11 protein-coding genes are annotated in these 12,227 nt (G+C 77.9%); 10 read left to right on the plus strand and 1 reads right to left on the minus strand.

The annotated features are described in order from the left end of the window. Positions 1–21: 21 nt before the first annotated feature. From eccCa to HOP40_RS12400, 9 genes are all read left to right on the plus strand, one after another. On the plus strand, positions 22–3,951 hold the full coding sequence (gene eccCa / locus HOP40_RS12360) for a type VII secretion protein EccCa (RefSeq protein WP_172157838.1): 3,930 nt from the start codon (positions 22–24) through the stop codon (positions 3,949–3,951). Further along, positions 3,948–5,165 (plus strand): type VII secretion-associated protein, encoded by a 1,218-nt coding sequence (locus tag HOP40_RS12365; RefSeq protein WP_172157840.1) that lies wholly within the window; start codon positions 3,948–3,950, stop codon positions 5,163–5,165. The genes eccCa and HOP40_RS12365 overlap by 4 nt, the downstream gene beginning before the upstream one ends. 112 nt (positions 5,166–5,277) lie before the next feature. Continuing rightward, positions 5,278–5,586, plus strand: coding sequence for a WXG100 family type VII secretion target (locus tag HOP40_RS12370; RefSeq protein ID WP_172157842.1), 309 nt, complete (start codon positions 5,278–5,280; stop codon positions 5,584–5,586). A 13-nt stretch (positions 5,587–5,599) separates the two neighbouring features. Continuing rightward, complete coding sequence (locus HOP40_RS12375) at positions 5,600–5,887, plus strand: WXG100 family type VII secretion target (protein WP_172157844.1); 288 nt, start codon at positions 5,600–5,602, stop codon at positions 5,885–5,887. Between the two features lie 201 nt (positions 5,888–6,088). Further along, positions 6,089–6,532, plus strand: coding sequence for a 50S ribosomal protein L13 (gene rplM / locus HOP40_RS12380; protein ID WP_172157846.1), 444 nt, complete (start codon positions 6,089–6,091; stop codon positions 6,530–6,532). A gap of 47 nt (positions 6,533–6,579) precedes the next feature. Beyond that, positions 6,580–7,131, plus strand: coding sequence for a 30S ribosomal protein S9 (gene rpsI / locus HOP40_RS12385; RefSeq protein ID WP_240157637.1), 552 nt, complete (start codon positions 6,580–6,582; stop codon positions 7,129–7,131). A 2-nt stretch (positions 7,132–7,133) separates the two neighbouring features. After that, entirely contained in the window at positions 7,134–8,474 is a 1,341-nt protein-coding gene (glmM, locus tag HOP40_RS12390; protein WP_172157848.1) for a phosphoglucosamine mutase, read from the plus strand. A 53-nt stretch (positions 8,475–8,527) separates the two neighbouring features. After that, a complete protein-coding gene (locus HOP40_RS12395) occupies positions 8,528–8,818 on the plus strand; it encodes a hypothetical protein (RefSeq protein WP_172157850.1) in 291 nt (96 codons plus the stop codon). Next, positions 8,815–9,264, plus strand: a complete 450-nt coding sequence (locus tag HOP40_RS12400) for a hypothetical protein (RefSeq protein WP_172157852.1) — start codon at positions 8,815–8,817, stop codon at positions 9,262–9,264. The genes HOP40_RS12395 and HOP40_RS12400 overlap by 4 nt, the downstream gene beginning before the upstream one ends. A 184-nt stretch (positions 9,265–9,448) precedes the next feature. Here HOP40_RS12400 and HOP40_RS12405 read toward each other — a convergent pair whose 3' ends face one another. Beyond that, positions 9,449–10,297, minus strand: coding sequence for a dienelactone hydrolase family protein (locus HOP40_RS12405; RefSeq protein ID WP_240157638.1), 849 nt, complete (start codon positions 10,295–10,297; stop codon positions 9,449–9,451). Positions 10,298–10,712: 415 nt separating this feature from the next. On the opposite strand from HOP40_RS12405, the gene HOP40_RS12410 reads away from it, so the two are divergent. Continuing rightward, positions 10,713–12,167 (plus strand): NAD(P)H-hydrate dehydratase, encoded by a 1,455-nt coding sequence (locus tag HOP40_RS12410; RefSeq protein WP_172157854.1) that lies wholly within the window; start codon positions 10,713–10,715, stop codon positions 12,165–12,167. Positions 12,168–12,227: the final 60 nt, after the last annotated feature.

The following is a 12,227-nucleotide window of genomic DNA, read 5'->3' on the forward strand; positions in this document are numbered from 1 at the left end:
AGAACTCGTGGAGGTGAATGGGTGGGCACGATCGGGCTGGTCCGGCCGCGGCGCGCGGTGCCCCGCATCCCCGACGGCGAGCTGGTGCTGGAGCCGCCCCCGGAGCCGGAGCGGGTGGTGCCGGCCGGGATGGTCGCCCGCCTGGTGCCGGGCGTGATGCTGCTGGCGTCGGTCGGGTTCGTGGCGGCGCTCGGCGTCCGCAACCCGACGTCGTGGCTGTTCGGCGGCATGATGATGGTCTCGACGCTGGGGATGCTGCTGGCCGGGTCGGGCGGGCGCGGCGGGGGCGACCGCTCGGCGTCGGTCGACGAGGACCGCCGCGACTACCTGCGCTACCTCGCCCAGCTCCGCCGCCGCGTCCGCACCGTCGCCGCCGCGCAGCGCGCGGGGCTGGAGACCGTCCACCCCGACGCCACGGCGTGGCCCGCGGTGCTCGCGGCGGGCCGGCTGTGGGAGCGCCGCCCCGCCGACGCCGACTTCGGGCGGGTGCGCGTCGGGTGCGGCCCGCAGCGGCTCGCGACGCGGCTCGTCGCGCCGCGGACCGGGCCGGTCGAGGGCGTCGAGCCGATCACCGCGCTGGCGCTGCGCCGGTTCCTGCGCGGGCACGCCGTCGTGCCCGACCTGCCGGTGGCGCTCGCCCTGCGCGCGGGCTCGACGGTCTGGCTGGAGCCCCCGGCCCACTCCGCGGACCTGCGGCCCGCCCGCGCGCTGGCCCGCGCGGTGGTGGCCGGGTACGCGCTGTGGCACAGCCCGGCCGACGCCCTGCTGGCCGTCGTCGCGCCGCCCGCACTGGCCGCGGAGTGGGACTGGGCGAAGTGGCTGCCGCACACCGCCCACCCCCGCCGCCGCGACGCGATCGGCCCGCTGCGCATGCTCACCGGCGACGCCGACGAGGTGCGCCGGTGGTGGGTCGCCGAGCTGGCCGGGCGTCCGGCGGGGCCGGGGGCGGGCGAGCCGCACCTGCTCGTCGTCGTCGACGAGGTGGCCGACGGGCCCGGCCCGTGGGCCGCGGTGGCCGGGGTGACGGTACTGCGGGTCGGACCGCCGCCGGGGCGGCGGCCGGCACCGTCGGTGGTGCGGCTGCTGGTCGGGGACGGCTCGCTGGAGCGGGCCGGAGGGGACGGGGAGACCGAGGACGAGGAGCCCGGCGACGGCGGTGTCCACCCGGTCGGGCGGCCCGACGGGATGACGGTGCCCGAGGCCCGCGCGCTGGCCCGGCGCCTGGCCCGCTACCGGCCCGACGGTCCGGTGAGCCCGAGCGGCGACCGCCCGGCCGCGGGCCTGCCGTCCCTGCTCGGCCTCGACGCCGGGCCGGGCGGGGTCGACGCGCTGCGGCAGCGGTGGCGCCGCACCGACACCGACCGCCTGCGCGTGCCGATCGGCCTCGACGAGGGCGGTGGCCCGCTGCACCTGGACCTCAAGGAGTCCGCGCAGGGCGGCAGCGGGCCGCACGGGCTGTGCATCGGCGCCACGGGGTCGGGGAAGAGCGAGCTGCTGCGGACGCTCGTGCTCGGCCTCGCCGCGTCGCACTCGTCGGAGGAGCTCAACCTGGTGCTCGTCGACTTCAAGGGCGGGGCGACGTTCCTCGGGCTCTCCGCGCTGCCGCACGTGTCGGCCGTCATCACCAACCTCGCCGACGAGCTGGCGCTGGTCGACCGCATGGCCGACGCCCTGGCCGGGGAGGTCACCCGGCGCCAGGAGCTGCTGCGCGCCGCCGGCAACCTCGTCGGGGTCACCGAGTACGCGGCGCTGCGGCGCGCCGGGGCCGACCTGCCGCCGCTGCCCGCGCTGCTCGTCGTCGTCGACGAGTTCTCCGAGCTGCTCGCCCAGCGCCCCGAGCTGCTGGAGCTGCTGGTCACGATCGGGCGGCTCGGGCGCTCGCTGGGCCTGCACCTGCTGCTCGCGTCGCAGCGGCTGGAGGAGGGACGGCTGCGCGGGCTGGAGTCGCACCTGTCGTACCGGATCGCGCTGCGCACGTTCTCGGCGGCGGAGTCGCGGGCGGTGCTGGGTGTGCCGGACGCGCACCAGCTCCCGGCCGCGCCCGGCTCGGCGTTCCTGTCCACCGGCACCGGCGAGCTGGTCCGGTTCCGGGCCGCGTACGTGTCCGGGCCTGCCGAGGTGCCGCGCCGCGTCCGGGGACGGGCCGCGCGCCGGGCGCACGCGTTCGAGGTCCGCCCGGTGCCCGCGCCGCCCGAGCCCGACGCCGGGCCGGAGCCCGACGAGGCACCGACCGTGCTGGAGACCGTGCTCGCCGCCCTCGACGGGCTCGGCCCGCCCGCGCACCGGGTCTGGTTGCCGCCGCTGGGCGACCCGCCGCCGCTCGACGAGCTGGTCGGTGCCGTGCGGGCGGTCCCGGGGCGCGGGCTGGCGGCGTCGGGCGGGCGCGGGGGAGCGCTGCGGGTGCCCGTCGCGCTCGTCGACCGGCCCTACCAGCAGTGCCGCGAGCCGCTGCTGCTCGACGTCTCCGGCGCCGCCGGGCACCTGGCGGTGGTGGGCGGGCCGCGGTCAGGGAAGTCGACGGCACTGGTCACCGCCGTGCTGGGGCTCGCGCTCACGCACACGCCCGCCGAGCTGGGGGTGCACGTGCTCGACTTCGGCGGCGGCGCGCTCGCCCCGCTCGCCGGGCTGCCGCACGTCGGCACGGTCGCCGACCGGCTGCAGCCCGACCTGGTGCGCCGCACCGTCGCGGAGGTCGCCGCGCTGCTCACCCGCCGCGAGCGGCTGTTCCGCGACGCGCGGGTGAGCGGCATCGAGGCGTTCCGGGCGCGCCGCGCGGCCGGGGAGTTCGCGGCCGAGCCCGCCACCGACGTGCTGCTGGTCGTCGACGGCTACCTCACGCTGCGCCAGGACTTCGAGGACCTGGAGGCGCGGCTGCTCGCCGTCGCGGCGCAGGGGCTGTCGTTCGGGGTGCACCTGGCGGTCACCGCGGGGCGCTGGAGCGAGCTGCGCCCGGCGTTCAAGGACCTGTTCGGCAGCCGCCTGGAGCTGCGCCTGGGCGACGTCGCCGACTCCGAGGTCGACCGGCGACGGGCCGCGTCGGTGCCCGCCCGGCCCGGTCACGGCCTCGCCCCGGACGGGGCCGCGATGGTGCTGGCCGCGCCCCGGCTCACCGGCGGCGACACGGCGTCGCTGGTCGCGGACGTGGCGCGGGCCCGGCCCGGGGACGGGTTCGCGCCGGTCCGGCAGCTGCCCGACCGGCTCGACCACGACCGGCTGCCCGATCCCGAGCCCGGGTCGACCGGGATCCCGCTGGGCGTCGACGAGGAGCGGCTCGCGCTCGTGCAGCTCGACGTCGCCGCCGAGCCGCACCTGCTGTGCTTCGCCGACGCCGAGAGCGGCAAGACCGCGCTGCTGCGGCTGCTCGCGCACGGGATCGTCGCGCGGTCCACGCCCGACGAGGCCCGGATCGTGGTGCTCGACTACCGGCGCACGCTGCTCGGCGCGGTCCCCGACACTCACCTGATCGGCCACGCCAGCACACCCGGCGCGGCCGCCGACGCCGTCACCGAGGTGGCGTCGTCGCTGCGGCGCCGGCTGCCCGGACCCGACGTCACCGCCCGCGAGCTGCGCGAGCGCAGCTGGTGGACCGGGCCGGAGGTGTACGTGCTCGTCGACGACTACGACCTCGTCGCGCCCAGCGGCGGCCACGGCGGCCCGCACCCGCTGCTGCCGCTGCTGGAGTTCCTGCCGCAGGCCAAGGACGTCGGGCTGCACCTGGTCGTGGCGCGGCGCTGCGGCGGTGCGGGGCGGGCGCTGTTCGACCCGGTGCTCGGGCGGCTGCGCGAGCTGTCGGCGCCCGGGCTGGTGATGAACGGGAGGCCCGACGAGGGCGCACTGGTCGAGGCGGTGAAGGCCGGGCCGCTGCCGCCCGGGCGCGGCACGTTCGTCGACCGGCGCCACGGCGCGCGGCGGGTGCAGCTGGCGTGGGTGCCGCCGGTCGACGGGCCGTGAGCGCCGTGCGGGGTCGGGCGGCGGTCCAGGTCGGCCGGTCGGTCGTGCGCGTGGCGCGGGAGGGTCCGGACGGGGAGCCGCGGGTCGTCGAGGTGCCGGTGGAGCCGGGCGTCGCGCTGCCGGTGCTGCTGCGCGGGCTGGTCGACCCGGCCGAGGTCGTCGTCACCGGGGCCGGGGCGGCCGCGGCGGGCCGCTCGGAGGTCGTCGTCGTCGACGCCGGGGCGGGCGCGACGGAGGTGTCGCTCGTCCGCGACGGCCGGGTGGTGGCCCGGCGCTCGGCCGCCGGCGGCGACCGGATGGACGCGGTCGTGGCGGCGCTGCTCGGCGACGGCGACCGGCCGCGGGCCCGGCGGGTGCGGGAGTCGCTCTCGCTGCAGGAGGTGGCCGGGGGTGTGCGCGCCGCCGAGGTGCGGGCGGCGCTGCGGCCGTGCCGGGCCGAGGTGGTGCGCGCCGTCGTCGCGGTGGCCGGGCGGCCGGACGTCCCGGTGCTGCTCGTCGGCGGGGGTGCGCGGTCGCCGGACCTCGCCGAGGACCTGGACGCCGCCGGGCTGCGCGACGTCGTGGTCGCCCCGCGGCCCGAGGCGGCGGCGGTGCTGGCGGCCCTGGCCCGGCCGGTCGGCTCGCGTCCCGTCCTCCCGTCGGCCCGCCCGCGGTGGCTGCCCGATCCACCGCCGCGGAGGCGCCGTGCGGGCCGGGCGGTCCTCGCGGCGGGCGCGGCCGCCGTCGCGCTGGGGGCGCTGCACGTGCTCGGCGGACTCCTCGCGCCCGCTCCCGGGCCGCCGCCCGCCGGCGTGCTCGCGCAGTACGGCTACCGGTTCGCGCTGCCCGAGGGCTGGGCGCACACCGGTGGGCTGCCGGAGCGCCGCCGCAGCCTGCTGACGCCGGTGGCCGCGCCCGAGGGCAGCGACCTGATCGCCGTCGAGGCCACCCCGCTGGGCTACGACGCCGCCGCGGAACCGGCGCGGGCGGCTGCGGAGCTCCGGGCGGAGTTCGACGCGGCCGGGCCCGGCCTGTCCGGCTACGACGCGCGTGCGCGGTTCGGCGGCCGCGCGGTCACGGCGTACCGGGAGCGCGCCGGGGCGTCCGTCGTCGACTGGTACGTGCTGCTCGACGGCGGCACCCAGCTCAGCGTCGGCTGCCGGCACACCCCGACCGGCACGGCGGCGGTCGCGGCCGCCTGCGCGGTCGTGGTGGGCACGCTGCGCGGCGGCTGAGGCGTTCGCACCCGCACACTCCTGCCCGGAAACGCCACGGGACGCGGGCCCCGGCTGGCACGGTTCCCCCACGCGGGCGACCACGAGCGGTCGCCGGACGAGGAGGAGTGCGATGGACGGGTTCGGCACCTCGACCGAGGACATGATGGCCGCCGGCGCGCGGGCGATGGAGGTGAGGGACACCGTCCTGGCCGACCTGCGGGCGCTGCAGGGCCGCCTCGCGCCGCTGGCGTCGTCGTGGTCGAGCGACAGCTACCGCGCGTTCGTGGCGCTGATGGCGCGCTGGGACACCGACGCGCAGCGCCTCGGCGAGGCGCTCGGCGCGATCGGCGAGGCGATCCGCACCTCGGGCACGAGCTACCAGGCGTCCGAGGACGCCTCGCGCGAACAGCTGTTGACGATCACCGCGGCACTGGGCTGAGGGGGAGCGGGACATGGCGGAGATCAAGGTCGGGTTCGGGGCGCTGGCGACGGCGCAGGAGGACATCCGGGCCACGACGAAGCGGATGCACGACCGGCTCGCGGAGCTGGAGGCGGGCCTGCGGCCGGTGGCCGCGACCTGGCAGGGCGAGGCCGCGCTGTTCTACCGGGAGAAGCAGCGGGAGTGGGACGACGCCGCCGTCGGCATCGCGGCGGTGCTCGACCGGATCGGCCGCGCGGTGGGTGCGGCGAACGAGAACTACCAGCAGGTCGAGGCCCGCAACCGGTCGCTCTGGACCTGAGCGGAGCGGTCCGGAGGGGGCGTTTTGACCCTCCTCCGGACCGGCGGGTACCCTCGACAACCGATAGTGCGGCGGGAGGTCGTGCGCTCCGACGAGTGCACCCCGCCTCCGGGGCCCGGTGCCCTTTTCCGCACCACACGCACCAGAGGCAGCTCCCGAGCCCGCAGTTCGACGAGCACTAGACAGCGACGAGGTAGGTCCGTGTCCACGTACAGCCCGAAGCCCGGCGATATCACCCGCGCCTGGCACGTGATCGATGCTACGGACGTGGTGCTCGGCCGCCTCGCCACGCATGCCGCCACGCTCCTGCGCGGCAAGCACAAGCCCACCTACGCGCCGCACATGGACACCGGTGACTTCGTCGTCATCGTGAACGCCGAGAAGATCTCCGTGTCCGGCAACAAGCGCGACGACAAGTTCGTCTACCGCCACAGCGGCTACCCGGGCGGTCTCCGCCAGCGGTCCGTCGGCGAGATGATCGACAAGCAGCCCGACCGCCTCGTCGAGAAGGCCGTCAAGGGCATGCTGCCCAAGAACAAGCTCGGCCGCGCCATGGGCAAGAAGCTCAAGGTCTACGCCGGCCCGAGCCACCCGCACGCCGCGCAGCAGCCGGCCGCGTTCGAGATCACGCAGGTCGCTCAGTGAGCACCCCCGAGTCCGTGACTCCTGATCCCACGACAGAAGGACAGCCCGTGACCAGCCCCGAGCCCGAGGTCGAGGCCACCGCCGAGGACGAGGTCCCCGCGGAGGCCGTCGAGGCCGAGGCCAGCTCCGACGAGCTCGACGCCGTCGACGACGAGTACGACACCGACGTCGACGTCGACGTGGCCAGCGACGTGCCGGACGCCGTGTTCTCCGACCGCCCGGTGCAGACCGTCGGCCGCCGCAAGGAGGCCGTCGTCCGCGTCCGCCTCATGCCCGGCAGCGGCAACTTCACGCTCAACGGCAAGAGCCTCGAGACCTACTTCCCGAACAAGCTGCACCAGCAGCTGATCCGGGAGCCCCTCGTGCTGCTCGAGAAGACCGAGCGCTTCGACATCTTCGCCCGCCTGCACGGCGGCGGGATCTCCGGGCAGGCTGGCGCGCTGCGCCTGGCGATCGCCCGCGCGCTGATCGAGGTCGACTCCGAGGACCGCCCGCCGCTCAAGAAGGCCGGCTTCCTCACCCGCGACCCGCGCGTGATCGAGCGCAAGAAGTACGGCCTCAAGAAGGCCCGCAAGGCGCCCCAGTACAGCAAGCGCTGAACATGGGCGAACGACGTCTGTTCGGTACCGACGGCGTTCGCGGACTGGCCAACGGCGAGCTCCTCACCCCGGAGCTCGCCGTTGCGCTGTCCGCCTCCGCGGCGCGTGTGCTCGCCGAGCGCGACCGGACGCACCGCCCGGTCGCGGTGGTCGGCCGCGACCCGCGGGCCAGCGGCGAGATGCTGGAGGCCGCGGTGGTGGCCGGGCTCACCTCGGCGGGCGCCGACGCCGTCCGCGTCGGCGTGCTGCCGACGCCGGCCGTCGCGCACCTCGTCGACGTCCTGGGCGCCGACCTGGGCGTGATGATCTCCGCCTCGCACAACCCGATGCCCGACAACGGCATCAAGCTCTTCGCCTCCGGCGGGCACAAGCTGGCCGACGCGCTGGAGATCGCCGTCGAGGACGGCATGAGTGCCGACGGCCCGCGGCCCACCGGTGCGGCCATCGGCCGCGTCCGTGACCTCGACGACGCCGCCGAGCGCTACACCGCGCACCTGCTGGCGGGCACCCCGTCGCTCGCCGGGATCCGCGTCGTCGTCGACTGCGCGCACGGGGCCGCGTCCACCGTGGCCCCCGACGCCTACCGCCGCGCCGGCGCCGACGTGGTCGCGCTGCACGCCGACCCCGACGGCCTCAACATCAACGACGGCGTCGGCTCCACCCACCTCGAGCTGCTGCAGGCCGCGGTCCGCGAGCACGGCGCCGACCTCGGCATCGCCCACGACGGCGACGCCGACCGCTGCCTGGCCGTCGACGCGGCGGGGCGGGTCGTCGACGGCGACCACATCCTCGCCGTGCTGGCCGTGGCGATGCGCGACGCGGGCGAGCTGGAGCAGGACACGCTCGTCGCGACCGTCATGAGCAACCTCGGGCTGCACCTCGCGATGGAGGCGGCCGGGATCGCGCTGCGCACCACCGCGGTCGGCGACCGGTACGTGCTCGAGGAGCTGCGCGCGGGCGGGTTCACCCTCGGCGGGGAGCAGTCCGGCCACGTCGTGCTGCCCGCCCGGTCCACCACCGGCGACGGCCTGCTCACCGCACTGCGGATCATGGCGCGGATGGCCGAGACCGGATCGTCGCTGGCCGAGCTGGCCGGGATCATGACGGCGCTGCCGCAGGTGCTGCAGAACGTCGCCGTCGTCGACAAGGCGGCGGTGGCGCAGTCGGCCGCCGTGCGCGACGCCGTGGAGGCCGCGCAGGTGGAGCTCGGCGGCACCGGCCGGGTGCTGCTGCGCCCGTCGGGCACCGAGCAGCTGGTGCGCGTGATGGTCGAGGCCCCGACCGAGGAGCAGGCCCGCGGCACCGCCGCCCGGCTCGCCGAGGTCGTGGCCGCGGCGCGCTGAGCGCTTCCCCGGTTCCTCCCCGCCGCGGGCGGGTCGTGGGCGAGGATCGGGCGGTGTCGCCCGGCCTGCACCTCGATCCCGACCGCCTGCACGCCCACGGGCGGCGCCTGGCAGGGCTGCTCGCCGAGCTGCTGCCGCTGCCCGTCGTCGACGGGCCGGTGCGGGCGGCGCTGGCCGCGACCCCCGACGGGCCGGCCGTGCTGGCCGAGCTCGACCGCGCCGCGGCCGCCGTCGACCGGATCGGCCGCGAGCTGGCCGACCTGACCGCAGGCCTGCACGTCACCGCCTACGCCGCGGCGGCGGCCGACGCCGAGGCCCGGGCCGCGCTGGCGGAGCCGTCGTGAACGGTGGCGAGCCGCGCGGCGGGGCGGAGGAGGCGCTGGCGGCCGCGGCCGGGGTGCTCGCCGTCGCCGCCGCCCGGATGCAGGACGCCCTGCCCGCGCTCGGTCGGCTGATCGCCGACGTCGAGGGCGACTGGCTCGACGACGCCGGCCGCGCCTGGGCCGAGCGCGCCGGTCTCGTGCGCCGGGCGCTGGACCGGGAGCTCGACGCCGCGCTGGCCGCGGCCCGGGTCGTGGCGGCCGCGGCCGAGCGGCTGGTGGCGGACGGATCGGTCACGGGTGGGCCGGTCACGGGTGGGTCGGCCGCCGGCGGGCCGGTCACGGCCTCGGACGCCGGCGGGCCGCTGCCGGCGCGGGCCGGCGCCGGTGCCCGCCTGGGCGGCACCGCCGCCCGCCGGGTCGAGGAGGAGCGGGGGATGAGCGTGGCCCGGCTCGGGGAGGACGGGTAGGCGCCCGCTCGAGCTTCGGCTGACTGCGCACGTGGTGGTGTCCTGCGCACGTCGGGACGGCGCCACCGGGTGCGCGGACGGCGCGAGCGGGTGCGGGAGTGAACGGTGCGGCGGGCGATCGTCGGAGCGGGCCGTGGCCGGCGCGCCGACGCGGGACACATCGCGCCGTGCGGGACGGGACGGGTCAGGAGCGGGACACGACCTCGGTGCCGGGCACCTTGCCGACCACGACCTCGTCGAGCGGGCCGTTCTCGTCGGACAGCTCGCGCAGCAGGAACGCCGTGACCAGGCCGCGGGCGAGGCGGCGGGTCTTCGCGTCGGGGCTGCCGGACAGCAGCAGGTCGCTCCAGTGGGTGCCGTCGAGGAAGCCGGTGTGGGTGGCCTTCTTGAGCGTGCGCAGCACGACCGGCCCGCCTGCGGAGGCCGAGACCGGCTCCGCGTGGCCCGCGGCGGGGGCGACCGTGTCGCGGCCCGCGGTGAGGTGCAGGGTCGGGACGGTGACCTTCCGGGCGGCCTCCAGGGCCGACGGGCGGGTCTGCGCCAGCGCGATCGTCACGACGGCGCGGGCGCGCTCGTGCCCGACGGCCGCGAGGAGGGCGACCCCGCCGCCGATGCCGTGCCCGGCGAAGGCGGTGCGGCGGGCGTCGACGCTGATGCGCCCGTCGCCCAAACGGACGCCCGCGCAGACATCCAGCGTGGTGCGCAGGTCGGCGGCCATGCCCGCGTGGCTGGGCAGCGCGCCCTGGTGACTGCCCGGGGCGGCCGCGACGATGCCCCAGGTGGCGAGGTGGCGCAGGAGGTCGGCGTAGCGGGCGGCGGGCTGCAGCCAGTCGTGCGCGAACGCGACGGCGGGCAGGCCGAGGCCCTCCTCCGGCGCGAAGACGACGCCCGGGATGCCGACCATCCCGAGGTCGCCGCGCAGCGCCGTGAGCGGACCCGGGCGGGAGAGCTGTTCGAGTGCGTCCTTGCCGCCGCGCAGGTCGGAGAGCTGTGAGCGCACCGCGGCGGGCGACGACGAGCGGGTCCGGGTCACAGCGCAGAACCGTAGTACCGTGCGCCCGCCGTCGCCGGTCCGGGACGGGTGTCACCCGTTCGTGACGGGCCCGGACGGACCGGTCCGGCGGGGAACGGGAGGCGTGGGCAGGGGCGCGTGCGGTGGCACGGGGCGCGCGGCGCGAGCGGTGCTCGTGCTCGGGATCGGCCCCGCGGGGTGCCCGGGTGTGGCCCCGGCCGACGAGGTCGAGTCGCAGGTCGTGCGGCAGTTCCGCGCCGGGTCCGCCGACTGCCCGGCCGACTCGACGCCTCGGTGGGCACGACGCTGACCTGCACGGCCACCGCCGACGGGGAGGTCGTCGACGTCCGGGTGACCGTGACGGAGGTCGAGGACGGCTCCGTCTCGTGCGACATCGAGCGGGCCGGCTGATCCACCCCGGCCTACCCTCGCCCGCATGTGGGGTGTGTGGACGGCCGGCCAGATCCGCGACGCCGAGGCCGCGATGATGCGGCACGTCCCCGGGGAGATGCTCATGCGGCGGGCCGCGTACGGGCTGGCGGTGCACGTGCGGGCGGCGCTGGGCGCCGCCGTGGCCGGGCGGCGGGTGGTGCTGCTCGTCGGGGCCGGGCACAACGGCGGCGACGCGCTGTGGGCCGGCTACGAGCTGCGTCGCCGGGGGGTCGCGGTGACGGCGGTGCTGCTCGTGCCCGAGCGCGCGCACGCCCCCGGACTGGCGGCGCTGCGGCGCGCCGGCGGCCGCGTGACCGGCGCCGAGGGGGCGGCGGACCTCGTGCGGCGCGCCGACCTCGTGGTGGACGGCATCGTCGGCATCTCCGGGCGCGGACCGGTGCGCGAGCCGGCGGCCGGGCTGGTGGCCGCGGCCGCGCGGGCCGGCGTGCCGGTCGTGGCCGTCGACCTGCCCAGCGGCGTCGACACCGACACCGGCGAGGTCCACGAGCCCGCGGTCCGGGCCGACGCGACCGTGACGTTCGGGGCCCGCAAACCGGTGCACGTGCTGGCCGCGCACTCCTGCGGGCCGGTGCACCTCGTCGACTTCGGCCTGGCCCCGCACCTGCCCGAGCCGCACGCCCGGGTGCTCGAGGCCGCCGACGTCGCCGCCCGCTGGCCGGTGCCCGGCCCGGCCGACGACAAGTACACGCAGGGCGTGGTCGGGGTCGCGGCCGGCTCGGCCGTCTACCCGGGAGCGGCGGTGCTGGCCACCGGCGCCGCCGTGCTCGCGACCAGCGGGATGGTGCGCTACGCGGGCACCGGGGCGGAGGCCGTGCACGCGCGCTGGCCCGAGGTCGTCGCCACCGCGGACGTCGACGGGGCCGGGCGGGTGCAGGCCTGGACCGTCGGACCCGGCTCCGGCACCGACGACGCCGGCCGCGCCACGGTGCTCGCCGCACTGGCCGACGACGTGCCGCTCTGCCTCGACGCCGACGCGATCACCCTGCTCGCCCACCACGCCGACCTGCGCGACGCCGTGCGCGGCCGCCCGGTCGTGGTCACCCCGCACGACCGCGAGTTCGCCCGGCTGGCCGGTGAGGTCGGCAGCGACCGGATCGGCGCGGCCCGCCGCGCGGCCGCCGACCTCGGGGTGACGGTGCTGCTCAAGGGGAACGCCACCGTCGTCGCGGATCCGGACGGGCGGGTGCTCGTGCACCCCGCGACGTCGTCCTGGGCGGCCACGGCGGGCTCGGGCGACGTGCTCTCCGGGATGATCGGCGCCCTGCTCGCGGCGGGGCTGGAGCCCTGGTGGGCGGCCGGGTGCGCGGCCTTGGTGCACGCGCGCGCCGCGGAGATCGCCGCCGACGGCGCCCCGACCCCCGCGTCGCTGGTGCAGGCCGCGATCCCCGCCGCGGTGCGGTCGCTGGGCGCGGCGGAGCCGGCCCGCGACGCCCGGTGACGGCCCCGCGGTGAGGTGGCGCACGCCGTCCGGGGGCCACGCGGCCCCCACCGGTGATGC

It is taken from the genome of Pseudonocardia broussonetiae, from assembly GCF_013155125.1.
GTDB lineage: Bacteria > Actinomycetota > Actinomycetes > Mycobacteriales > Pseudonocardiaceae > Pseudonocardia > Pseudonocardia broussonetiae.